The 24,922-nt window shown below is 50.1% G+C and carries 21 protein-coding genes; 19 read left to right on the top strand and 2 right to left on the bottom strand.

Features of this window, described 5'->3' with window-relative positions:
• Positions 1 to 169: 169 nt before the first annotated feature.
• The 9 genes from B5G40_RS11010 (at position 170) to B5G40_RS10975 (ending at position 8,744) form a co-directional block, all read left to right on the top strand.
• The gene (locus B5G40_RS11010) at positions 170 to 850 is read left to right on the top strand and encodes a hypothetical protein (protein WP_087399642.1); all 681 of its coding nucleotides are present in this window, start codon (positions 170 to 172) and stop codon (positions 848 to 850) included.
• Positions 847 to 2,184, top strand: a complete 1,338-nt coding sequence (locus tag B5G40_RS11005) for a DNA adenine methylase (protein WP_087399641.1) — start codon at positions 847 to 849, stop codon at positions 2,182 to 2,184. The genes B5G40_RS11010 and B5G40_RS11005 overlap by 4 nt, the downstream gene beginning before the upstream one ends.
• 375 nt (positions 2,185 to 2,559) lie before the next feature.
• Positions 2,560 to 3,096: a hypothetical protein gene (locus B5G40_RS16680; protein WP_143383405.1), complete on the top strand. Its 537-nt coding sequence runs from the start codon at positions 2,560 to 2,562 to the stop codon at positions 3,094 to 3,096.
• A gap of 195 nt (positions 3,097 to 3,291) precedes the next feature.
• Positions 3,292 to 3,759 (top strand): hypothetical protein, encoded by a 468-nt coding sequence (locus B5G40_RS11000; RefSeq protein WP_087399640.1) that lies wholly within the window; start codon positions 3,292 to 3,294, stop codon positions 3,757 to 3,759.
• A gap of 63 nt (positions 3,760 to 3,822) precedes the next feature.
• Positions 3,823 to 4,008, top strand: a complete 186-nt coding sequence (locus B5G40_RS10995; protein ID WP_087399639.1) for a hypothetical protein — start codon at positions 3,823 to 3,825, stop codon at positions 4,006 to 4,008.
• A gap of 1,184 nt (positions 4,009 to 5,192) precedes the next feature.
• Positions 5,193 to 5,951, top strand: a complete 759-nt coding sequence (locus B5G40_RS10990; protein ID WP_087399638.1) for an SH3 domain-containing protein — start codon at positions 5,193 to 5,195, stop codon at positions 5,949 to 5,951.
• Between the two features lie 336 nt (positions 5,952 to 6,287).
• Positions 6,288 to 6,467 carry a hypothetical protein gene (locus B5G40_RS10985; RefSeq protein WP_087329184.1) on the top strand — a complete coding sequence of 60 codons (180 nt, stop codon included), beginning with the start codon at positions 6,288 to 6,290 and terminating at the stop codon, positions 6,465 to 6,467.
• 736 nt (positions 6,468 to 7,203) lie between these two features.
• On the top strand, positions 7,204 to 7,485 hold the full coding sequence (locus B5G40_RS10980) for a hypothetical protein (protein WP_087399637.1): 282 nt from the start codon (positions 7,204 to 7,206) through the stop codon (positions 7,483 to 7,485).
• A 14-nt stretch (positions 7,486 to 7,499) separates the two neighbouring features.
• Positions 7,500 to 8,744, top strand: coding sequence for a tyrosine-type recombinase/integrase (locus B5G40_RS10975; protein WP_087399636.1), 1,245 nt, complete (start codon positions 7,500 to 7,502; stop codon positions 8,742 to 8,744).
• Positions 8,745 to 8,996: 252 nt separating this feature from the next.
• Here the strand turns inward: B5G40_RS10975 and B5G40_RS10970 are convergent, their stop codons facing one another.
• Entirely contained in the window at positions 8,997 to 9,605 is a 609-nt protein-coding gene (locus tag B5G40_RS10970; RefSeq protein WP_206407232.1) for a hypothetical protein, read from the bottom strand.
• 134 nt (positions 9,606 to 9,739) lie between these two features.
• Between B5G40_RS10970 and B5G40_RS10965 the strand changes: the two genes are divergently transcribed.
• The 9 genes from B5G40_RS10965 to B5G40_RS10925 all read left to right on the top strand — a co-directional run bounded on the left by B5G40_RS10965 (position 9,740) and on the right by B5G40_RS10925 (position 22,866).
• Positions 9,740 to 10,849, top strand: coding sequence for a 1-propanol dehydrogenase PduQ (locus tag B5G40_RS10965; protein WP_087399635.1), 1,110 nt, complete (start codon positions 9,740 to 9,742; stop codon positions 10,847 to 10,849).
• Positions 10,850 to 11,046: 197 nt separating this feature from the next.
• Complete coding sequence (mgtA, locus tag B5G40_RS10960; RefSeq protein WP_087399634.1) at positions 11,047 to 13,701, top strand: magnesium-translocating P-type ATPase; 2,655 nt, start codon at positions 11,047 to 11,049, stop codon at positions 13,699 to 13,701.
• A 17-nt stretch (positions 13,702 to 13,718) separates the two neighbouring features.
• The gene (locus B5G40_RS10955; protein WP_087399633.1) at positions 13,719 to 14,216 is read left to right on the top strand and encodes a winged helix-turn-helix domain-containing protein; all 498 of its coding nucleotides are present in this window, start codon (positions 13,719 to 13,721) and stop codon (positions 14,214 to 14,216) included.
• A gap of 136 nt (positions 14,217 to 14,352) precedes the next feature.
• Entirely contained in the window at positions 14,353 to 16,170 is a 1,818-nt protein-coding gene (locus B5G40_RS10950; RefSeq protein WP_087399632.1) for a cache domain-containing sensor histidine kinase, read from the top strand.
• Positions 16,167 to 17,105: a sugar ABC transporter substrate-binding protein gene (locus B5G40_RS10945; protein ID WP_087399631.1), complete on the top strand. Its 939-nt coding sequence runs from the start codon at positions 16,167 to 16,169 to the stop codon at positions 17,103 to 17,105. Before B5G40_RS10950 ends, B5G40_RS10945 begins: the two co-directional genes overlap by 4 nt.
• Before the next feature lie 24 nt (positions 17,106 to 17,129).
• Positions 17,130 to 18,170 carry a galactose ABC transporter substrate-binding protein gene (locus tag B5G40_RS10940; RefSeq protein WP_242959397.1) on the top strand — a complete coding sequence of 347 codons (1,041 nt, stop codon included), beginning with the start codon at positions 17,130 to 17,132 and terminating at the stop codon, positions 18,168 to 18,170.
• A gap of 181 nt (positions 18,171 to 18,351) precedes the next feature.
• Positions 18,352 to 18,888 carry a hypothetical protein gene (locus B5G40_RS10935; RefSeq protein ID WP_087399630.1) on the top strand — a complete coding sequence of 179 codons (537 nt, stop codon included), beginning with the start codon at positions 18,352 to 18,354 and terminating at the stop codon, positions 18,886 to 18,888.
• A gap of 57 nt (positions 18,889 to 18,945) precedes the next feature.
• On the top strand, positions 18,946 to 20,136 hold the full coding sequence (locus tag B5G40_RS10930; RefSeq protein WP_242959395.1) for an S-layer homology domain-containing protein: 1,191 nt from the start codon (positions 18,946 to 18,948) through the stop codon (positions 20,134 to 20,136).
• Between the two features lie 255 nt (positions 20,137 to 20,391).
• Positions 20,392 to 22,866 carry a tetratricopeptide repeat protein gene (locus tag B5G40_RS10925; RefSeq protein WP_087399629.1) on the top strand — a complete coding sequence of 825 codons (2,475 nt, stop codon included), beginning with the start codon at positions 20,392 to 20,394 and terminating at the stop codon, positions 22,864 to 22,866.
• Positions 22,867 to 22,942: 76 nt separating this feature from the next.
• Here the strand turns inward: B5G40_RS10925 and B5G40_RS10920 are convergent, their stop codons facing one another.
• Entirely contained in the window at positions 22,943 to 23,845 is a 903-nt protein-coding gene (locus B5G40_RS10920) for a LysR family transcriptional regulator (RefSeq protein WP_087399628.1), read from the bottom strand.
• A gap of 125 nt (positions 23,846 to 23,970) precedes the next feature.
• Here B5G40_RS10920 and B5G40_RS10915 point away from each other — a divergent pair, with 125 nt between their 5' ends.
• Positions 23,971 to 24,900, top strand: a complete 930-nt coding sequence (locus B5G40_RS10915) for an AEC family transporter (RefSeq protein ID WP_087187174.1) — start codon at positions 23,971 to 23,973, stop codon at positions 24,898 to 24,900.
• Positions 24,901 to 24,922: the final 22 nt, after the last annotated feature.

The raw sequence follows: 24,922 nt of genomic DNA, 5'->3' as shown, positions 1-24,922 counted from the left end.
GAGCGTTGGCTATGGATTTGGCTCCTGGCTACGAGCCAAAAATCGGGGAAATTCCTCATTTTCTAAGTTCATTTGACAACCGTGGACAAAGTTTCTGACCTGTGATAAAGTGTAACTAATCTAGCGGTGATGATTTTGACAGAGAAAATAGTTACAGGGGGAAATGACCATGGCGGCACCAGTATGGAGCATAGATAACAAAGAGCTGGCAGAACAGCACGTAATAGAAGGCAACAGCTTTCGGCTGGAAGTCGAGCGACTGAAGGATAGATGGAATAACGAAGAAAAAGTTTCAGTCACGGCGTATCGTTTGGGAAATGCCGAACCTGCCCTTTTAGGGACAACACAACTGGAACCAGCCGATCTTGAGGGTGGTCTGGCTGCATTTAAGAAATATGGTGTCATGCTCTCCCGATCTGATTGTATCGAAATCGCAAAATGTATTCGGGAAAACTATTATAGCTTCCATCCCCTCCCCTGTTATGACGGCAGTATCATTGACGATAACATCTTGCAGGATATCCTTGAGCTGCTGGTAAATATGATTGAAGTTAACCACATTGAGGCCATCACCATAAAGCCCCGGCATTTGCCTAACAGCTGCAACATCTATCCCATTCCCGTCAAACTTTTTAACGAGGAAATACAACGGGGCCAATTTCAAGATATAACCCCGAAAGCGATTTTGGAATACCTATACCAAGGCGGATTTACATTGGTGAACCGGGGTAGCTTAGATTATGTGGCCTCCACAGGAGACGGAAAAAGCAAGCAAAAGTGTGTTTGCCTGTATAAAGAAAAAATGAAAGATTTCGTCGAACAAGCTGGGCAAGAAGGGCCGCAGGCATGAGAAACCAGACATTGAGCGCCTTTCCCTACTACGGCGGGAAAGCGGCCCTGGCCCCTGTCATCTGTGATATGCTGGACTACGCCAACACAGAAGTATTTATTGAGCCCTTTGGGGGCGGTGCCCGTGTCCTGCTCAATAAGCCGAGGCACCCTGTTGAAATTTATAATGACGCCAGCGCCGGTCTCTGTGCTTTTATGCGGTGCATGGGCGACCCTCAGAAAGCCCAGGAGGTCATTTACCGGCTTTATGATACCGACTGTACCCCCGAGACCTTCTATGCCGCTGTGAAGCTCAGAAACGAGGAAGAGGACGACTATTTTTCCGAGTTAAAACGCCAGTTCAAACAATATCTGAGCCTGCTAGGCAAGAAATATACAGCTACGGATATGGTTGAAAACTTCCGGTTGCTTCGACAAAGCATAAACAAATGTACGGTACAAATGGACTGGTCACCCCTCCAGCGGCTAAAGTTGAGAGGGACACTGACAGAAACAGAAGTTGCCCAGCTTACCCAGTTTCAGATGGAGACTGAGGATTTTTTGACACTACTCCGCCCCATCTATGCGGATATACTACGGGAGCAAAGCGATGAGCTTGCGCCTGAGGCTGTCCATACTTATATTCAAAGACTGTCGGCCCAGGTGAAAAAGTTATCAGCCGAGGTAGAACCTGAAAAGCTTGCCCGGAAAGCTGCATTGGAAAAGAGAATACAAGCGATTCAGCATGGGAAGCCAAACCGGATTGACGCAAAGCGGATAGAGGAACAATTCAGACAGCAGCTCTATCAGTCTGCCTACTCCCATACACTGAACAATCATGAATCCAGTTTTTCGGATGATATTAGTTTAGCGGTTGCAACATGGATCGTTTATACCATGAGCCGTGACGGAATGGGGACTGCATTCAGCCCTCAGAAATTCAAAACCAATGAACAATACCATGCACAAATCAGCAGACTGTATGATGTGGCAGAGCGTATGAATGGCGTACAGGTCAGCCAGTCAGGTGCATTGATGTATCTGATGGAATGTAGTTACTTAAATGACAAAACCGCTTGCTTTTACCTGGATCCTTCCTACCTGGATCCGGAAGATGAGCAAAAGAATTTGGGGAGTGTATATAAACTCTCCTCCGATTACGCAAACCATGAATTGCTGCTCAAAACCATTTGTAACGCAAAGGCAAAAATTGTAATCAGTAACTATGATGTTCCACTATACAACGCATATCTCCAAGCGCCCCAATGGAAGAAATACGAGATTGACACCAAGACAAGCGTGGGAGGTAAGGCTGACAATTATCGTACAGAAGTAATCTGGAGGAATTTCGATTGACTTTGAATGACAAGTGTAGTATTCTGTTTTTAACAATAGTAGTTTCAAAGAAGTTACCGAGTTACTAAGTTACAAACAGTTAATACCAGACCTATGCTTATTGGTTTTGGTGAAGGCTATACTCCTGAGAGAAGCTATCGAGAAGCGCGGAGAGGAAAAGTCTAGAGCCGTAAGGACTTTCGTGTCTTCCGGTGAAGTGCCCCAGGAGGTGTAAAGGGCGGTTTTACCGCTTCTGCAATGGGATGAAATGTGAAAAGCTGGCACTGTCTGTGAGAACCCGGACAGTACCAGATTTTTGTTTAATTTGGTTAACCTTGACAAAATAATTTATGGGTTGATAAAATAATACTTAAAGATGTATAGGAGAGGATAAATGTGGCGGCCAATCCAACAAAATATAGATATCTGACAATTGATTCTAAATTATTTGATGGAGTACAAATTCAAGCAATCCCTATTAACGGAAAATCAAGAAATTCTTTTTATAAAGTGCCTCAAATACCAGATATTGTTTTAATAAAAGTTGAGCATAGCGGGAATAGCAAATCATGGGCCCAAAGACCCGTATGCTATTTGATTATCGACAAAGACAGCATGTGTAACTGTAAAGAGTTTACATGGGGACAGAGAGTTACCGGATATGGGTATAACAGCAAAATGAAGCTAGGCTTACATGATTTGGTTCTATGGGGAAGTGAGACTGTTGCCAGAGAAAGAATCAACAACAACTTGGAACCTGATCATCAGAAAAACTTGTTTGATAATCGGCGTGAAAGTCTAGTGGAGCGAAGTGCAGAAACAAACGGTTTGGTTAAAAAGCATATTAAAAAAACAGAGTATTTTAGACCGGAATACGAGGGAAATGATACTATACATATTACAACGATAGCTGATCTACAAAAACTATTATAAACAGTCAACAGCAGTACCGTCTGGAGCGCCCCAGACGGTACTTTTTTATGTTGGGTTAACCTCTCCCATCTCACCAATCAAAATCTAAAATCTCCGGCTATTTCGTCAGCAGTCAAGAGGTCTGTGTTAGCGTTATAGTTTAGTTGTGGTTGAGAGATAGAACTTGACCGACAATAAATTTAAGGAGTGTGTACTATGGATAAGAAGTTCATCATTAACCGGGTTGACCTGGGGCAAAGAGTGACTGGGTATGAGGTCTTTAACCCCGGTGTGAATGGCGGTGAGGTTCTGGGTATGACCGCCAAGCAGTTGAGTGAGGCGGTCAAGTCCGGTGAGGTGCTGGGGATGGTGCTGGACGGTAGCGGGGCCTTGAAGCTGGACGAGGCCAAGGGATACCGGGCCATCATGGTCAAGACCGGGGTGGGGACGCTGACCAGCACCGACCCGGCAGCGGTGGCAAATCTGATGTACACGGTGTACCGCCGGGACGGAGAGAACTACAAGGTAATTTCCTCCCGGTTTGGCCGTCAGACCTTCTGCGCCGACAAGATCAAGGCACTGCTTGACCTGGGAGCTGTGAATGGTGTTGTGCTGGACGGTGACACCATTAAGTGTGCCTGGGAGTGGGAGGAAATGCCCCAGGGCAAGACAGTGAAAAAATAAGGAAACAGTAAGCGGGTCACCCGGTAAGGGTGGCCCGCTCAGTTTAAAAGGGAGGTGAAGCAGATGTGCCATATTGCAGAGCTGGTGATTGGGGGTTGTGTACTGATTGCCATGACCACCCTGGGAGTGGTGGCGATCCTGGGGGTTCTGGGAGTGCTGGAGAGGGCTTTTGGGGTGCTGGGGGGTATGTGGTATGCAGAGGAGGAAAAGGGGGTGAAACAAGCCCCAGAGGGTGAGGAAAAGATGTAAGGGGTCCTTTGGAGCGGCAGGGCCAAGCAGTGTGCAAAAAATGGGGATACTCTGCTGCTCCCAGCATTTTTTAATAATATTGGGGGTGAGATGAATAAGGGCAAATAAGGGCAATTTCACTTCTGACTTGTGAAAAAAAGGTGATACAGTCACGGCTACATGGTCGAATAAATGCAGGAGACAGTGGGGCGGTTTCGACTTGATTACCAAATTTACCAAAAATTCGAGATAAACGAGACATTAGGTATCGTGTAGAACAGTGAACGCCAATTTTTAGCTTCATAGCAAGCAACGACTTTAATTAACGGCACAAGATACACTGATTAGGTAAAGATGGACTGCCATAAGTGGGGCAGAAAGAAATCGACCTGTTTCGCCAAAAGGCAAAGACTTACTATTAGGGAGGTGAAACTAAGTATAATACGGTGAACGACTCTTAAGAAATGGCAGAGAGAGCGTAGATAAAACCGGTGAAGTCCTAAAATGCTGGTGAGAAATGTTGGGTTTGTCCGGTAAGACAACTAATTTTTCCTACTCGTCAATAATAGAAGCAGAAATAGGCATGGATTTTTTAGATGGAATGACAGTTTCTCCAAAGAAAATGGGCATAAAGATAGAACCTCAACATTTTCGGAAACGCAAAACATACTATACTTCCCCAGGACATCTTCGTTCAACAGCTGCTTGGATGAAAAATTTCCCTGCCTCAAAAAGTGCTTAATAGATATACACAATAGCACCTCATCCATGGTGGATATATGCATGGATCGACTTGAAGTATAAAATGGACATTTACTTTTAAGATCGATTGCTCTACTTGCATTTTATATCCACATGGTTTAGAATGAGGTTACGAGGCAAAAAAATAGTGCGGCAGGGATAGAGGGCGGCAACCCTCTATCCCCTGTACAGGTGTCGTGACCACCATGCACAACTGCGTCAGCAGTACCACATCCACAGTATAATGCAATCTTGTTGAATTAGCAAGGTGCGTTATACGAGTTGTGTAAAGCACATAGCAAGATCATTTCGTGCGTGCATGGGTATCTTTGTACCTGTGTGCGCTCTTTTTGTCTCGGCGGCAGAAGCTCAAGGGGAGACAGGCTGGCTCTGTCCCCCTTGGGTGGAAGCTGTTGAGAGTCAATAAAAAAGCCGTCACTGTGACGGCACGGGAGGAAAACGTAATGAAAAAGGCGATCATATATGGTATGTCCCTGGCCCTGATTTTATCCATGACAGCCTGTGGTGGTTCCAATGAAAACGCCGCTGATAAGAGTCAGGAAACCAGCACCCCCGAAGTCTCCCAGTCCATGGAGAGCAGTACCCCCACCCCAGAGCAGACCACCCAGACCGCACCCGAAACCACCCCCACCCCGGAGAGCGTTTCCACTCCTGCCCGGGATGATACCACGGAACAGGAGCAGCTTTTCACCGATTGTAGCGAGACCATGTATGCAACCACCACAGTCAATGTACGTTCCAGTTATAGCACCAACAGCGATAAGTTAGGTAGCTTAACCAAGGCCCAATCTGTTACTCGTACAGGCATAGGAACTGGTGATGCGGCGGGATGGAGTCGGATAGAGTTTAATGGTAAGGTAGCGTATGTATCTAGTGACTATCTCAGTGCTACCAAGCCACAAGTCAGTGTAAGTAAACCGAGTACTGGTAATAGTAGTTCTGGCAGCACTCAGACAAGTAAGCCCACCACCAAGCCCAGCATAGGTGGTTCTAGTGGTGGAAATAGCCAGACGACTACTGGCGGTTCTGAGATAGATAAGGGAAGTTCCAATACCTCTAGTGGTAGTGGTGGCGGACTATCAGGTTTAGCTGGAGCAATAGAGCAAGGCAGAGAGGATCATGGATACTCTGGCGGTGTAGGGGGCCCGCTTACAGATGAAGATCGTGAATGGGTAGGCGGCCAAATTCAGGTAGGAGGTTAACCTTGATAGTATCAGTCTAGAAAGGTAAATTTACTTAGTAGTTTTTAAATTTCTGCACTTAGACACTGGAATATAACATCTTAATTAAATATAGGTATACTAAATAAATGGAGACACAGTAGTTATGTAGCATCTATTCCGGTGTCGGATGCTCATATAGCTACTGTGTTTCCATTATAAACTAAATTTATTTTGTAGAGGGGGTCAATATGTTATGACTGAGCAGGCTCCAGATAGAAAGACATTTAATAAGAAAATATTGATACCAATAGTCATAGCCGCTTGATATACTCCATTTACAGATGGAGTATATTTTTTAATCGGGGGGTGGATAAGATGATAAACAACCTGTACGTGGTTCAGCGGGGGCAGCAGTATGCTATCTTCACGCCCCAGGGAATACAGATTGGTCTTCTGTTCTTGGGACAGGATGGCCAGTATGCCAAGGATGTGGCGGCTCTTGGCCCGATCACCAAGGCACTGGCGAAGCGTTGGGGTGTGAATCCAAAGGATTAAAAACACATCCGACCAGGGGAGCAGCGTATCATGCTGCTCCCCTACTTTTTATACTTCTTTAAGCACTTTTTTTCATACGTGAGTTAGGCTAGTTGTAATGATGTATTTGACCTATTTTATAAATTTGCTGTTTGAGTTGCTGGAAAAGCAAGAGCAGGCAGAAGGCTAGTTGAGATGGGGAAAGATACACGCACTATCAAATACGTGGATGGGTTGATAGTTTATCTAGGATATTTCAATAAAAAATGACACAAGAGATGATACAGACAACAATAAATCTTATTGTTTGAAGGTGTTTGTAAGAAAAATATCTAGGTCAAGACGAAAAAGAGGGAGTAGAGGATTTTCCTTTGAGAGAGTAGGTAAAATGGGTGGATTTTTAAAATGGAAGGATTAAGTGGGAGAAGTTAGAAAAAATAAGAGTCCTACATGAAATAGGCTAGTTGAGAATGTGGGCGGGAAATGTTCCAAGTGCCTGAAATGACACAGATAAAAGCATAAACGGTCAGACCTATTTCATTGAACTTAACTATCATATAGGGCCTGAATGAGTTGATTGGGTTCCGGCCTATTCTGGATAATCGTCTAATTACAAGGGAGATATTCTGGCTATTCTCACCGCTGACACCCAAATTTCCCAGCGTTACAATGTTCCAAAATTAGATCGTGTATGAAAAAACTTGGTATTTAAGCAGTTTTGTATTCCATGGTGAAGAACATATAGGAGGGCTTTACCATGGTTTACACAGGAACACTTTTTACTAAGAACCGGAGCAAAGAAATAAAACAGTCGCCGTGTACAGATGTGGCAAAACTGGTTGAAATACAAACCAAGCAACTCCGCGATACTTATAAGGTAGACTGCCTAGACGCAAAGCAGTTGCAGGCTGTCCTCAATGTCGGGGAGAGCAATGTCTACGACTGGCTGAAGAAGTGCCGCTTTGTGCGGACAATAGGCCGCCGCAAGGTGGTGCCAATTATAGCAGTGGCCAACTATTTGGTAACTGGAGATTTATAAGGAGGTAAACTAAGATGAATAAGAAGAACACCAGACGGCCCAATGGAGAGGGCAGCGTTTATCAGATGAAAGATGGACGCTTTGGCACGGCGTTTAGCCTGGGCAAAGATGAAAGCGGCAAGCGGCTCCGTCATGTAGAGACGGGCAAAACCAAGCAGGAGGCCATGGATAAAATGCACCTCTGGCTCAGTAAGAATGGGTACTTAGAGGAGGAGAAGGTGGTTATTAACGGGCAGACTACCGTGCAGGACTTCGTGGAGGAGTTTAAGGTCAAAGCACTGCGGAATAGTGTTCGTAAAGATAAAGATGTGGTATCAGATGTCACATACTATAATTATGTGTGTATGCTCCAGCCATTCGTTACAGCTTTTGCGGGTAAGCGTATCTGTGAAGTGGACGCATACGCATTAAACAAATTTTTCTCAGGCATTAAAAATTCGATGGTGCAGGGGAAATATCAATACAGTAAAACAAGTATTGGGCGGATGGTGCTAATCATTGGGCGGATGTTTAATCGTGCAGTAGAAAAAAACTATCTGGACAGTAATCCCATGAATGACCATGATTTCAAAATACCTCAGTCCAATAAGGAAGAAAAATCAATAACTGCGCTTACAAATGATGAAGTGGACAAATTACTAAATACATTAAAGTCGCACAATACACTTTATCCAGTAGTCAGATTTATGCTGCAAACAGGGGTGAGGACGCAAGAAGCGTTAGCTCTGCAATGGGGTGACATAGATTTTGATAAAAAGAAAGTGAGCATTAGGAGAGCGTTTATAAAGAAAATAGATTTTGATGATCACGGAAATAAGACCACTTCAAAAACAGTAGTAGGCCCAACAAAAAGCAAGAGCGGCACAAGAACCATCAGCGTACCCGATAGTTTGATTGTCTTCTTACAAGAGTGGAGAGAGAGAGCACCTGCCGTTAGTAAGGCAAAAACTTCTGATGAGGACTTTGTCTTTGGAACGGTTAAGGGGCCATCGTGGACTTGCGATGGCTTCCGTAGTGCACTTAATCGTTATTTGAAAAAGTCTGGATCTGGAATAGATAGGTTACGGCCGCATCGTTTGCGTCATACTGTTGCGACAAAATTGAGTAACCAACCTGGGATTAACGCCTATCATGTAATGCAGTTACTGGGACATAACGATACCAGAACTGCTGAAAAATATATTGATAGGCAATGTGAGGAGAGAGATCAAAAAAATCAGGAAGTCTTGTGCCATATTTCAAAGGAGATGGACTTTTGATGGCTAATCTGAGATGGCTCAAGAATTGGCTAAAATTTAGCTGGATAAAGTGAATAAGATTTTTGAGACATAGGTTAATTTTTAGGCAGCATTTTGAATTTTAAGGTGGTACATAGAGTAATATAAAAATTGGAGTAAAATGGAAATTGTTTCCATGGCATTCAAGAGGTCAGCGGTTCGATCCCGCTTATCTCCACCATCTCAAGGGAAAGAACTTTTCCTCGCTTCCGAAAGGAAGCGAGGTTTTGTTTTTTATGCGGCAATCGTCACGATGTCCAGCCCGCCGCAGAACTGCTCAAAGTCGATATTGAAATCAATGTGTAGCTTGTAGTCCCGGTAGACATCCACCCGCTTGATTAAGCAGTTGACGATCATTTTTTTGGCCTCCATACTGGCCGTGTCGTACATTTCCGCCCATGAGATTATATCGTCATATTGGGCGTTCAACGAAGCAAGCACCGTTTTCCCTTCGTCATAGGCCGCCTGTGCCGTTTCCATGTTCTCTTGAAGCTCCTGGCATTTGGCCTCGGCCTCGGCAATCAGAGAGCTTAACAGCTCCTTGGAAAAGGTGCTCTCCCCACGGATGGTCTTGATAACCTCGCCTTTCAGCGTTTCAAGGTCAGCAGCGGCCTTGGCGTATTCCGCCCGGACGCTATGGAGCAGGCTTTTCCGTTCCTCCATCTTTTCCCGGTAGCGGATATTGACTATATCGCTTTTGGGGATCGCTTTCATGCGCTCAAAGATCTGGCGCACCAGCTTATCAATGATCCCGTCAAGGATATGGGCCGTGTAGCCCGTCTGTCCGTCACAGTCGGTCTGCTTGCGGGTTTTTCCGTAGCAGACATACCGCACACGCTTCACCACCCGATTAGGATCTTCCTTGCAGGGATAAGCTGGAGCTGGCAGGCTGTGGCCGGATCTTCCATGTGAGCAGCAAGGAAAACGCGGGCATCGCCGACGTAAAGACGTATATCGGAATGACGTAGGGAAGAGCCATGAATCAATTTAAACTGCATACAAACGTATATCTGGGCCAGAACGCCCTGGAGCGGCTAAAGGAGCTGCCCATTCAGAAGGCGTGCGTGGTCTGCGACCCCTTTCTGGTCCAAAACGGCGGGGTGAAGCGGGTCACCGATCCCCTGGATGAGATGGGCGCCCAGTGGGAGCTCTTTGACCAGGTGATCCCCAACCCCACCGTGGAGCTGGTCAGCGCCGGTGTGGCCCACATTCTGGAGTTCCGCCCGGACACGGTCATTGCCCTGGGCGGCGGCTCCGCCATCGATACCGGCAAGGCCATCAGCTTTATCTATACAAAGTCGTCGGGAGCGGCCAAACCCCGGTGTATTGCCATCCCCACCACCTCGGGCACAGGCAGTGAAGTGACCTCCTTCTCGGTCCTGTCCGACCCGGAGGCGGGGGCCAAGTACCCCCTGGTGGACAACGCCATGCTGCCGGAGATCGCCATGCTGGACCCGGCGCTGACCATCACCGTGCCTCCCCATGTAACGGCGGACACGGGTATGGATGTGCTGACCCACGCGGTGGAGGCCTATGTCTCCCCGGCGGCTACCGATTTCACCGACGCGCTGGCGGAGAAGGCCTTTGCCCTGGTGCTGGAGTATCTGCCCCGTGCTTTCCGGGATGGTCAGGACTGCGAGGCCCGGGAGAAGCTGCACAGCGCTTCCTGTATGGCGGGTATGGCGTTCAACAACGCCACCCTGGGCCTGTGTCACGGCATGGCCCACGCCATGGGCGAGCTGCTCCATCTGCCCCACGGCCGGAGCAACGCGCTGCTACTGCCCCATGTGATCGCCTTCAACAGCGCAGATGACTCGGCCAAGGCCAAGTACGCCAAGCTGGCCCGTCTGGCCGGCTGCTGCTGCCATACCGAGCAGGTGGCGGTTCAGGGGCTGGTCCGCCGTATTACCGGGCTGATGAACGAGGTGGGAATTGCCCACCGGCTTACCCGGGAAGAGGACCGGACCCGGCTGACAGAAGAACTGGACAGGGCGTCCAAGCTGGCACTGGAGGACCGCTGCACCGCGGGCAACTGCAGAAGCGCGGTACCCGAGCAGATCAAGGAAATCTACCAGAAGCTTCTGTAAAAAACGGAATATGAAAAAAGGAACAGGCGCACCGCTGCAAAGCGGTGCGCCTGTTTGCTATAGTGCGCAGTTTTCCTGAGAAAGTGAAGCAGGATCTTCCGACCTTGTGTATGAAGCAAGGAAAAAGCAAGGTTTTTCTTTAAGCCAATGGAGCTGTTCTATGATATGATAGGACCAATCATGTGGAGGTGAAATGAGTGAGCAACCATCATACCATTCATCGCCGTGTTTCCGAATATGCGTGCAAAAGTGCTGGCGCATTGTACCGGGATTTTCATATAACTGAGCAGGGTTATCGGGATGAACAGGTGGAAGAGAGCCGCGTACGATACGGCAGAAACATCCTGTCGGGCCGGGCGGCGGACACGGTGCTTTTTCGCCTGCGAAGGGCCTTTATCAATCCTTTTGCAATTATCCTGTTGGTGCTGGCAAGTATTTCGTTTGTGACCGATGTTCTTCTCGCGTCCAATTTCAGCCGCAATATGACAACGGTGATTATTATCCTGTGTATGCTGCTGGTCAGCGGTGTTGTGCGGTTTATTCAGGAAATGCGGGCAAAACGTGTTGCGGATCATCTGACCAGAATGATTGCATCTTATGTGTTGGTACGCAGAAACGGGGAATGGATCCAAATTTCCTCCACAGAACTTGTGGTGGGCGACTCTGTGCGCCTGCTTGCCGGGGATCGGGTCCCGGCGGATCTCCGACTTACTGCGGCAAACGATCTGTTTGTTTCACAATCTGTCCTTACAGGGGAGAGCGGTATTCTGGAAAAGAATGCCGGGACACTTCTTTCAGGCAAGGCGCGGTCCTATGGAGAATACAGCAACATCGCGTTTATGGGCTCGTCCGTCATTGGAGGGTCCGGTGAAGGCGTTGTGCTTGCGGTTGGTCAGGATACCGTCTATGGCGGGTTTTCGGGAACGGAGGCAGGCCGCAAAAACGGCTTTGATCAGGGTGCGAATTCCATCGCATGGGTGCTCATCCGCTTCATGGCGATTTTGATTCCCATTGTGTTCGTTGCCTGCGGGCTTACCAAAGGAAACTGGATTTCCGCGTTTTTGTTTGCTCTGTCGGTGGCCGTGGGGCTGACGCCGGAGATGCTGCCCATGGTAATCAACGCCTGCCTGGCCAAAGGCAGCGCCGCCATGGGCAAAAAGCAGACGGTGGTAAAGAATATCAATGCCATGCAGGGGTTTGGCAGTATGGATATTCTGTGCGTTGATAAAACAGGCACACTCACCGGCGATGAGCTTTTGCTGGAATATTACCTGGATATCCTGGGCAATGAAAGCGGAAAGGTGCTGGATTTTGCCTATTTGAACAGCCTTTATCACACGGGAGTCAGGAATCACCTGGATACCGCCATCCTCGCCTGTCAGGAGATGCCGGGGCATGGGGCGCACTTTCAAAGGTTGGTGGTGCAGTATCCCAAACTGGATGAGCAGCCCTTTGACTATGAGCGGAAATTTGCCAGCGTTTTGGTCAAAGGTGAGAAGGAGAACCTGCTGATTATCAAGGGCAGCCTGAACGAAGTGTGCCGCCGATGCAGTTATTTTGAATACAAGGGTAAGCGCAGCGCTATGGGCGCTGATGGCCTTGCCAGTGTCCACGCCATTGTGGACGAGATGCTGGAGGACGGCATGAAGGTTCTGGCTGTGGCCTATAAACCATTGGAGCAGGAGCGACTGGGCGCCGAAGAGGAGCGGGACTTTATTCTTCTGGGATATCTGGTGTTTTTTGATGCACCCAAGCGGACAGCCGCCGATGCCATCAGAAAACTTCAGAATCTTCATGTCGGTGTCCGGGTGCTGACCGGGGATCAAAAGAGCGTCGCCGTTTCCATTTGCCGCAGATTAGGAATTGCTACGTCGGAAGTTTTGACCGGCGAGGAGCTGGCACAGCTGAGCGACGATGAGGTGCAGATCCGGATCGAGCGGGCCACTGTGTTTGCGGAATTGTCTCCCAAACAAAAGGTGCAGATCCTGCAGACGCTGCAGGGAAATGGACATACCGTCGGTTTTTTGGGAGACGGCATGAACGATCTGCCCGCCATTGTGGAATCGGATGTGGGCATTTCGGTGGATACGGCTGCCGATGCCGTTAAGGAGGGGGCGGATGTCATCCTGCTGAAAAAGGACCTGAACGTGCTGGAAGAAGGGATCAAGGAAGGCCGGAATGCCTTTGCCAATGTGTCAAAATACATTAAGATTACGGCGTCCTCCAACTTTGGAAACATTTTGTCCATCGTGGTTGCCAGCGTATTCCTGCCGTTTTTCCCCATGGCCTCGGTGCAGCTGCTGCTGCTGAATCTGCTTTATGATATGCTGTGCCTTGTACTTCCGTGGGACCAGGTGGACCAGGAGATCTGTTCCCGGCCGCTGGAGTGGTCTGGAAGAACGTTGGGCCGCTTTATGCGCTTTTTTGGCCCCATTAGTTCCGTTTTTGATATTTTGACATTTTCATACCTGTTTTTTGTGCTGTGCCCCTCGGTGTGCGGCGGAAGTTTTGCATCCCTGGCAGCGGGCGGGGAGCAGCTACGGTTTGTTGCCTTGTTTCAGACGGGGTGGTTTCTGGAATCGATGTGGACCCAGGTGCTGATCCTGCACTTGCTCCGCACCCAGAAGGTCCCGCTGCTCCAGAGTAAGCCGTCCGGTCCGGTGATGCTGGTCACCATGCTGGGGATTCTGTTCTTTACTGTTCTGACTTTTACTCCGGTGGGCGAGCTGATTGGGCTGACCGCATTGCCTCTGACCTATTTTGGCTTCTTGGTTGTGATCGTTTTGCTTTATTTGCTGCTGGTTACCCTGGCAAAGAGCTGGTATATGAAAAAATATCATAAACTGCTTTGAGAAAGGAGGAATCTGTGATGAAAAAGAAAATCAGTTTTGTCTCGCTGGATTCCTCCCTTGCGCGGTGGCTTTCTGAAAAGATTCGGATCTCAGCACCCGATACCCCGGCCGCAAAGGAGCTGCTGGAGGGCCTTACAGATTTGATGGAGGGCGCGGCAAACTCTCTTATGCTGGAACTGGGAGAGGGAGAAATCCTGGCGCCGGCCAGCGACACCATTTGCTGCGGTGACCTATCTATCGATCTGAGATTGCGAAAGGTAGTCCGGAGTGGGGCGGAAATTGCTCTGACACCCAAAGAATTTGATATTCTGTATTTTCTGGCCCGTAACCGCGGAGAGGTATTTACCAAGGAGCAGATCTATCAGGCGGTGTGGGAAAATGATTATTTGCTGGATGACAGCAACATTATGGCGTTTATTCGTAAACTCCGAAAGAAAATTGAGCCCAATCCGGATGCGCCGGAGTACATATTGACGATCTGGGGCATCGGATATAAATTCAATGACAAGGTGTGACAAGGACTTCTGACCAAATCGCAAGGAAATCGCAAGGGTTTGACCATGTGATTTTCCTTGCGATTTTTGTATGCTTGTTCATGGCCGGTGACGGAAAGGCTTATGAAATATCGTTACGTTAAGGAGCCAAACGGACATGAAATGGTTTAAAAAGCGCTTGTCACGCTGGCTTGAAGGCTACCGCAGCAAAACCATACAATTCACCATTGCCATTGCATTTACAGGCATCACATTGGTGGGAATGCTTTTGGTGGGAGTTGTGCTGTATACGGGATTCTTTTCCTCCACAGAAGCCATGATGAAGACGACCAATCATCGTGTAGTTGAGCAGGTGGGGTTGAATCTGGACGTCCATCTGAAAAATATGATGCGGGTTTCAGACACGGTCTATTACCGGGTCATTAAGAAAAATGACATGGCGCTGACCCACAGCAGCGATGAAATCGGCCTGCTTTACGACGCCAACAAAGATCTTCTGGTCAGTATTGTGATTTTGGATGGGGAAGGAAATATTCTCAGCAGTGCTCCCATGGCAAAACCCAAAAAGGATCTGAGGGCTAACGAGCAGATGTGGTTTCAGGAAGCACTGACCAAGATCGAAAACTTCCATTTCTCCATGCCTCATGTGCAAAACCTGTTTGATGATCCGGATGGCCGGTATCGGTGGGTGGTTTCGCTGTCGCGGGCGGTGGAGCTCTCCCGAAATGGACAGGTAGAACAGGGTGTGCTTCTGGTAGACATCAACTTTTCCGGCATTGAGCAGATTTTTAACAACGTAGGGTATGGTGATAACGGTTACGCCTATTTGGTGAGTGATACAGGAGAAATCATCTATCACCCCAGGCAGCAGTTGATCTATTCAGGCCTGTTCCAGGAGGACAGCCTGGCTTTTTCCGCCCATGAGGATGGAGACTATGTGGGTGTGAGTGGTGGAAAAAATTCCGTGATTACAGTTAAGACAGTGGGCTACACCGGCTGGAAGATTATCGGTGTGGCGCCCATTGAGGCCTACAGCAGCGATTATCTTTTTATTCAGATAGCAGGCCTTCTGATGGTAATTTTCTTAGCGCTGATTATTATTTTGGTTAATCAGTCGGTATCCTCCAAGATTGCCCGCCCCGTGGAGCGGTTGCAGCAGTCGGTGGAAAAATTGGAGAACGGCGACCTGGACGCGGAGATCGCCATTGGCGGTTCCTATGAGATCCAGCGGTTGGGCCGGACCATCCAATCCATGGTGGGAGAAATCAAAAAACTGATGGATGATGTGGTGAAAGAACAGCAGGCCAAACACAAAAGCGAACTGGATGCGCTGCAAAGTCAGATCAATCCACACTTTTTGTACAATACCCTGGATTCCATTGTATGGATGATTGAAAAAGGCCGCAAAGAGGAGTCTGTCAACATGGTCTCAGCTTTGGCGCGCCTGTTCCGGATCAGTCTGAGCAAAGGACGTACCATTATCAACGTCAAGGACGAACTGGAGCACGCCAGAAGCTATTTGACCATTCAGATGGTGCGGTATCGCAATAAATTTACCGTACAGTTTGATACCGATCCGGCAGCATTGGAACTGTCCACAGTAAAACTTACCGTACAGCCACTTCTGGAAAACGCCATATATCATGGCATGGAATTGATGGACGGAGAGGGCGAGATCACTGTACGGACTAGGATCAAAGACGGGCGGCTTTGGATTGCGGTGGAAGATAACGGTGACGGAATTGAGCCGGAACTCTGTGCCAGACTGTTGAGCCGAGAGGCGGGAGACAGTGCGCCGAAGGTGTCGTCCAGAGGATCGGGAATCGGGCTGCGTAATGTGGACGAGCGGATTCGGCTGGCCTTTGGGCAGGAATTTGGCCTTACCATTCACAGCCGTCTGGGATGGGGAACCATAGTGGAGGCCTGTCTGCCGTGTATTCCCTTTGAGGAGCAGAACGGAGATCGAAAATCATGAAAGAACGCGGAAAAGGAATCATCAACTACATCATTTTGGTACTGACAGTTCTTGCGATTCTGTTGTGCATCTGGAATATTTTAAGGGAAAAGCAGCTTAAGGATATGCCCATTGAATTGTCGGTCATTGTGCGCGGCCAGTCCAGCGAAGGTCTGGATAATGTTCGGCGTGGAATCGAGTTAGCGGCACGGGATTACAACATTGATGTCACCTTCATTACCCTCTCGGAAGAAAACAATGTTGAAGAGCAAAAAGCGCTGATTGCGAGAGAAGTTGAGCTGAATGCCCAGGCAATCTTGCTTTCCGCGGCGGATTCTCAGCTTCTTTGCTCTGCAGTTGCGGAAGCGGAAGAGGAGGTTCCGGTTATTTGTTTTGAATCGGGCCTGACCTGTGAAGATCATGCCGGGTACATCTCCGCCGACAACTATCAAATGGGCGAAGAGTTGGGAAAGCTGCTGCTGAACAGGGGAATTGACCGTGGAAACGTATTGATCATTGGAGGGGACGCCAACTGTCAGAGTATCCAGGAGTGGCGTGCAGGCGTACTGAGTGTTTTGAAGGACACAGGTATTACGGTGTCAGAGCAGGCGTCCATCCACGCGGGAACAGATCTGAGCCAGTATGATGCTGTCCTTGCTCTGGACACCTATCATCTGGAGGCGGGAGCGCCTCGCCTGGCGGGTGAAAACCGTGATATTCCTCTGTTTGGCATCGGGGCAAACAACAAAATCGCATACTACATGGAGCAGGATGTGATATATGGTATCATTGCGCAGAATGAAGTGGAAATGGGGTATGTTGGTGTCAAACAGGCCGCAGAGGCGGTTCGAAATGGAGAACAGAGTACTCTGCCTGAAGTGGAGTTTCGCGTTATCACAAAGGAGACCATGTATGAAAAGGAGAACGAGCGGTTGCTGTTCCCCTTTGGCAACTGAGCAGATGAAAAGAGGGGGATAACTGTGCAAAAAGTATTAGTGGCAGGACTGCTGCTTTTGGTGGGACTGGTGGGTATCCTTGCCTGGTATTATTTCGACATGAATCAAGAGGACGACCAGATTCGAATCGGTGTGACCATTTATCAAATGGAGGACCCATTTATTGCTCAGATCCCGCTGTATATTGAGAAAATTGCCAAAGAACATGAAAAGGCGGACGGCGTTCGGATCTATGTAGATACCGTGGACGCCACAGGAAATCAGAACCTACAAAATGATCAGGTTGTTCAGTTTTTGGAACGAGACTTTGATGTCCTGTGCGTCAATATGGTGGACCGGACCGCAGCAGGAAGTATCATCGATAAGGCCAAACAAGCGAATGTTCCTGTTGTCTTTTTCAACCGGGAGCCGGTAGCAGAGGATATGCAGCGGTGGGATAAGCTGTACTATGTTTGCTCTTTGGCCAGTGAATCCGGTGTTCTGGAGGGCAACATTGTAGTGGACGCCTATCGGGCGCAGCCGGAGCGATGGGACAAGAACGGCGACGGTAAACTGCAATATGTGCTGCTGGAGGGGGAGCAGGGTCATCAGGACTCCTTGATTCGTACCGAGGTTACCATCAAGACCATTACAGATGCAGGAATCCCGCTGGAAAAACTGGACGGGGATACAGCTGACTGGCAGCGGGCGCAGGTCGGCGTTATGATGGCCCAATGGCTGGAGACTTACGGCGATGAGATCGAACTGATTATCAGCAACAACGATAATATGGCGTTGGGCGCCATTGATACCTATCAGGAAGCTGGAATCACGGAGCTGCCGATGATTGTGGGGATCGATGCCATTGCACCGGCTTTGGATGCGGTAGAGGCCGGTACACTGACCGGCACTGTGCTCAATGACGCCAAAGGCCAGGCTCAGGCAATTTTTGATCTGGCTTATGGGCTGGCTCAAGGCCAGGATCCGGTGGAGCAGCATGAGATTCTGGAGAACCGGTATGTATGGATTCCCCACCAGCCGGTGACCAAAGAAAATGTAAAAGAGATTCGGAAGTTTTTACAATAGAATCTGAGTTTTGTGAACAACTTATAAATTTCTATGAAATTATATCAAAAAACTACGAATATTAACCAGAACTATTGACGGGGCAAGCTACAACTTCTAGACTATGAATTGACCAATCTGAATGGTAGTCATACAGAGCAGTGAAGAAAAGACTGGAGGCAAAACAGAATAGGAGGAAATCATGAGACAGATACGTAGAGTTGTAGCAAGCTTGGTAAGCTTGTGCCTTTTTATGGCAATGCTTCCAGAGACTGTGTTGGCGGATAATGTAAATTCCGATAATGGCGAAACCATATTCATTCCCGCAGAAGGATGGACTGTAGTAAATCAAAATGAAAACTGCAAGATTGAAGCGGAGAATAAGATTTCTATTACCACACAAATCGGTGATTTTGCGCAGGACTACCAGGAACCGAACAACTATTGGTTGTATGATGCGCCGGAGGGGGATTTCACCCTGACCATTAAGGTGAGCGGCGGGCTGAATGCACATGCGCAAAAGGTAGGTGTGATGGTGTTTGACAATTGGCAGGCCATTGCATCGGTTACCAGACGCTACCATAATGGAAAAGGCGGAAATATTTTTGGAATGTTTCAGCGGCTTGGCAGCGCCTGGGGCGAAACTGCGGAGGCAGATCCCCAGAAAGACGTTCCTGCATATCTCAAGCTGGAGAGAACCGGGAACACCTTCAAAGGTTGGTACAAATATGAAGGGTAAGAGAATTGGACTGCTGTAGGCGAGCTGACCAATGAGACGGTTGGCCAGTCTGCGGACATGAAGGTTGGGGTGTTTGCTGTCAATGGCAGTACCGATGCAAATATTCCTGTTACCATCGAAGACTTTAACTGTATTGGCGAACAGATTGCTTTTGGCGCAAAGACGGTAGAGGGCGTAACGCTTAACAAATCTGCACTGATTCTCGAACAGGGGGACAATGAAGTTCTGGTTGCCACTGTGCTGCCGGAAAATGCGGTAGATAAGACGGTTACTTGGTCCTCAGATAATGATTCTATAGCTACGGTAGATCAATTTGGCAATGTCGTTGCGGTAGGCGAAGGAACAGCGGTGATCACTGTCACCACTACAAACGGAGGATATACTGCTTCGTGTGTTGTTACAGTTACAGGGAGTTCCAGCAGCAGCGCCTCCGTGACCCGCTACGACGTGACAGTTGAGGAAACATCCAACGGTACTGTGAAGGTGTCCAACAGCCGTCCTTCTGCCGGGTTGACAGTCACTGTAACATTGACTCCCGACGAGGGCTACAAGGCCGATGGTGTTACCGTTACCGATGCCAAGGGGAACGCCGTTGCCGTGACTGACAAGGGCGACAGCAAGTATACCTTCAGAATGCCCAGAAGCAATGTCACCGTGAAGGCCTCCTTCACTAAGGACGATACCCCCGTGGAGACCGGCCTGCCCTTCACTGATGTGAAGTCCGGCGACTGGTTCTATGAGGCGGTGAAGTACGTCTATGACAATAAGCTGATGGACGGCACTTCTTCCACCACCTTCGCCCCCCTCATGACCACCAACCGGGCCATGATCGTCACCATCCTGTGGCGGCTGGAGGGCCAGCCTGAGACCGACGCCACCCTGTCCTTCACCGATGTGGAGAGCGGCGTGTGGTACACCGATGCTGTGAACTGGGCTGCCTCCAAGGGCATCGTCAAGGGCTACAGCGATACCGTGTTTGCCCCCAACGACACTGTGACCCGCGAGCAGCTGGCTACTATTCTGTACCGCTACGCTGAGACCAAGGGCTACGATGTGACCGCCGAGGGCAATCTGAGCACCTTCGCCGACGGCGCCAACACCTCCTCCTGGGCCGCTGAGGCCATGGAGTGGGCGGTAGGCTCCGGCCTGCTGTCCGGTAAGGATGGCGGCAAGCTGGATCCCACCGGCACCGCCACCCGCGCTGAGATTGCAACCATCCTCATGCGATTTGCGGAAAACGAGAAATAAGCATCTGCCAATAGGCGTTTCTCCTCCGAAAGCGGGGCGGAAGTTTTTGACTTCCGCCCCGCTTTTATTTGAACTCCGCAATGGGATTTCGCAGAGTTTTCTTGCTGTGCGAAGAAAGGGGATAGTTGTAGAAAAGACAAAGGTGTAGTATAATAATTGACAATCTGTAAAATATCGGAAGGCCTTGTGGCGAGAATCATTTGCTGCATATTGGGTCGGGAGCAGCAACCAAATGGGAAGGAGAAGTGAGCACTCATGGAAATTGATGTATTTGTCAGCCATCATACCGCGTCCTCCTTGCATATTGTGGAAGGTATTGTTAATAAATTGGAGGCCGACGGCGTTCGCTGCTGGTATGCGCCCAGAAATACAGAGGGCGCGTATGCCTCCAGCATTGTAAAGGCGATCAATCAGTGCGCAATTTTTCTCCTGATCCTGAATCGTCAGGCATCGGAGTCTGTTCATGTGCTGAACGAAATCGACATGGTGAGCCGCAGACTTACCCGGAATGAAGAAGTAAAGATTATCCCATTCCATGTAGCCGATGATGAGATCGGTGAGGAGGCCCAGTATTATCTGGGCCGATTGCACTGGATCGATGCTATGACGCCGCCCATGTATAAGCGCATCGATGAGCTGGTGGAGCGCCTGGAGATGCTGCTGGGCAAGAAAAAGGGAGAGCGTACACAGCAGACGCAAAGCCCCATCCGTCAATATCGACTGCTGGCCCGTATGCCCCAGGCCAGAGATGTATTTGAGGGCAGAGAGACACTTTTGGAGCAGATTCACGCCCACTTTGCTCAGGGGAAACGTTGCATCTTTCTGGAGGGAATCGGCGGTATCGGGAAGAGCGAACTGGCAAAGCAATATGCGTTAAGATTCCAAAAGGAATACGAGCAGACGCTGTTTGTCAGCTATCAGGGCAGCCTCCAGCGCTTGGTTTGCGACGAAGAGGCGATCTCCATTGAGAATCTGGAGCCGCAGAAGCCTACAGAAGATGAGCGGGCCTTTTTCTTGCGGAAACTGCGGGTGCTACAGAGCATTACCAGCGAGAAAACGCTGTTGATCGTAGACAATTTTGATGTGGATGGGGACCCGGACCTGGAAAAGTTCCTGGAGGGCAGCTACCATGTGATCTTTACCACCCGCAATGCTCATCCGGGATATCCGGCGCTCCGGGTGGAGGCCATGCAGGATTTTGATGTGCTGCTGGACATTTTCCAGAAAAACTATGGTGAGTGTGTGGAAGAGGGCGACAAGGAGAGCCTGAAGAAGATTTTTGACAGGATTGCCTGCCACACTTATACGGTGGAACTGATTGCCAAGCAGATGAGCGCCAGCTTTCTCAGTGCGGACGAGATGTTGGCACTGTTGGAGCAGGGAGATATGCAAAGCGGACTGGCGGAGACCGTATCCGGCCGGCAGTCTGTAAATACCGCTTTTGGGCATATCTGCTCGGTGTTCAATACCAGTAACCTGAGTGACGAGGAGAAGCAGATCCTGCGCTGCCTGTCTCTGATGGGGCACAGCGGTGTGCCTGCGGTCCGTTTTCGGGAGTGGATGGATCTGCCTTCCTTTGAGCCCATCAATCAGCTGATCCGTAAGAGCTGGGTGCTGAAAGGGGCGGAAAGACGGATCTCTCTGCATCCGCTGGTGATCGAGGTGGTCCATGCGGTTTTACGGCCTGATGTGGATCAGTGCGGCAAATTCCTGGACAATATGTCCCGGTTCCTGTTCACCGCCTGGCTGCGGCCCTATCAGGAAAATCTGGCGGTTACCGACAGTGTGCTGGCTCTGGCGGATTATTTTCCGGAGCCGGATACCCGGGCAATCGATGCCTTTGAGCCGATCTCCGGCTTTCTATGGCAGGTCGGGCGTTTTGATGCATCCATTGAAAATGCCCATCGTTTTTATAATGCCTGCCGCAAACAGCTGGGAGAGGACAACCCCATGACCGGCTACGCGGCGAAAAATCTGGGAGGATGTTACTTCAACAGCCGCCGCAACAAGGAATCCATCCCCTGGTACCGACTGGGACTGGAGCTGATGCTCCGCAGCGGTATGCCGGAAAATGAGGATCTGGCCATGGCCTATGAAAAGGTGGCCCGCTGCTATACCTGGGAGTACGACCAGGACTTTGACAAGGCGCAGACCTATTTTCAACAGGCTCTTGCCATTCGCCAGCGCAACATTGCAGCCCTGGAGCAGGGAGAAAAGCGGGATATGCTCATGAAAAATGAGCAGTATGACCTGGCACTGGCTCAGGAGCGGGTGGGCGAAACCTATATGGAAATGGGTCGGATGTACCAGAGACAGGGAAACTATCAGAAGGCGCTGGAATGTACCCTGCTGCATGAGCAGACACTGTCAGAGCGAAACCCGTCAGGACTTGCTTATTCGCTGTACGATCAGGGCGTATCCCATTATCACCTGGGTCTGGAAGCGGAGGCGGATGGGCGCGGAGAGGATGCGCGGGCTCAGTGGGCACAGGCGGAAGATAAACTTGTCCGGGCCCTGGAAATCAACCAGCATATGCGGGGCGCCCTTGCGGCGGATACCATTGAGAATCAGGAGATGCTTGGCGACCTGTATGCCGCGCAGGGGCGCTATGGCGAGGCCTCCAACGCTTATATGGCGGTTATTTCCATGGTAGAAAAACTGTTTGGAAAGGATTCAGACAGGATTGAGTCGGTAAAGCAGAAAATGGATTTTTTCGGGGCGGATACTTAAACTGCAAAAAGCCACCTGCGCACCAAAGGGCGCAGGTGGCTTTTATTATCATGCGGTTGAACGGAATGGTGTGGGATCAGCCAGGTGGGGCATAGTTGGCCAGCCAGTTGAGAAAGGAGGATAGGGCGGGGGTGACCAGCTGGCGGTCCCAGGCGGCCACCAGATCAAACAGATGGCTGGAGGGCTGCTCTTCCTGTTCCAGTGGGATAAAGACCACGCCGGGATGCTGCCGGAACTGAAAATCGCTCATCAAGCCGTAGCCGTTGGGGTCGATCTGGAGTTGAAGCAGCACGGACTCGTGGCTGGTCAGCCTGCAGGTCTCTGACGGGCGGAAGTGGTGCTCCAGAAAGTAGTTCAGAATGCTGGCATAACCGTTGGGGCTGACGTCGGGCCGCATGGTGTAGTAGGTGGCCCCCGCCAGATCGGCCAGCCGGAGGGTGGTCCGGCCAGCCAGGGGACTTTGCTTTCCCACCAGCACGAACAGGGCGCCGTCCTCCAGCTTTTGAGAGGCCAGACGGGGCTGATCCAGCAGTTCAAAGCTGACGGTGAAGGCGCCGTCCAGCTTTCCGTGGACGAGGGTGGGGACCAGCGTACCAAATTCAAACCAGTCCAGAGTGACGGAAATCTGGGGAAAGTCCTGGCAAAACCGACGGAGCAGGTCCGTGATCTCGGTGTACAGGGCGCTGAATGCACCAAAGTGCAGCTTGTCCGGCAGCGGCGCGGCGTCCTGCCGGAGGGCGGCGGCGGCATTTTCCATCCGCTCCAGCAGATCAGTGGCCTCCCGGTAGAAGCGGGTCCCGGCGTCTGTCAGCCGGACCATACGGGTGTCCCGCACAAACAGATGGACCTGCAGCTCTTTTTCCAGCTGGTGGATGTGCTTGCTGACGGCGCTTTGGGCCAGATAAAGCTCCTTTGCCGCGGCGGTGAAGGAGCAGTGATCGGCTACCGCCAGAAAGGTTTTTAATAATTTATCATCCATAGAGCGCTCTCTCCTGTATGCCTCTATCTCAATTTGGAATGGGCTTATCTGCAATCATGATTTCCCTTTGGGCGGGAACTGTGCTTTAATGCAGGTACCATAGACAAAATTAGGGAGGAATCACGGTGCTGAACAATTTACTGACGGTAACCGGGCAGGTGGCCACGCTGTTTTTGATGATGGCAGTGGGATTTGGCCTGGGAAAAATGAAAAAGCTCTCCTCCGCAGGACTGAGCCAGATGTCGTTTTTGCTGCTGTACATCGTATGTCCCTGCGTCATGATCGAGTGTTTCCAGGTGGAGCGGACGCCGGAGCTGGTGCAGCAGCTGTGCGTGGGCGCGGTGATCGCTGTGGCCTGCTATCTGGTCTACCTGGCGGTATCCATGCTTTTCTTCCGGAAATGTCCGGCGGATACCAGGGACAGCCTGCGCTTTGCCATGGTGTACGGCAATGTAGGCTTTATGGGAGTCCCTCTGGTGGAATCCATCCTGGGCAGCGAGGCACTGGTGTATGGCGCCCTCTCCCTTGCGGCCTTCAACCTGACCACCTGGACGCTGGGTGTGGTCATCATGGGAGGCAAACAGGCCTTTTCTATCAAAAAGGCCATCATCAACCCGGGTGTGATCGGCCTGGCGGTGAGCCTGGTAATCTTTTTCGGCGGATTTCGTTTCCCCGACGCAGTGTCCTCTACCATCTCGTTCCTGGGCGACCTGAACACGCCGCTGGCCATGATCGTCATTGGCGCGCAGCTGGCCGCAGCTGACCTGGGGGGCGCCTTCCGGCAGCCGGTGCTCTATCTGGCGTCCTTCCTTAAGCTGATCCTGGTGCCCGGGCTGACGGCGCTGGTCCTGCTGCCCTTTGGACTGCCTGCCGGACTCTACTGTGCCCTGGTGCTTCTGGCCGCCACCCCGGTGGCCGGTACCACCAGCATCTTCGCCCAGCAGTTTGGGCGGGACACGGTGCCCGGCGTACAGGTTATCACCCTTTCCACCCTGCTGTCCATCATCACCCTGCCGGTATTCGCGGTCATTGCCAAGACCATCAGCGGCTTTTAACACAGTGTAACATACTCCGGGG

Origin of the sequence: Flavonifractor sp. An9, assembly GCF_002161245.1 — a bacterium.
In the GTDB taxonomy this organism is placed as follows: domain Bacteria; phylum Bacillota; class Clostridia; order Oscillospirales; family Oscillospiraceae; genus Flavonifractor; species Flavonifractor avicola.
This window is presented reverse-complemented; position numbering and strand designations above follow the sequence as displayed.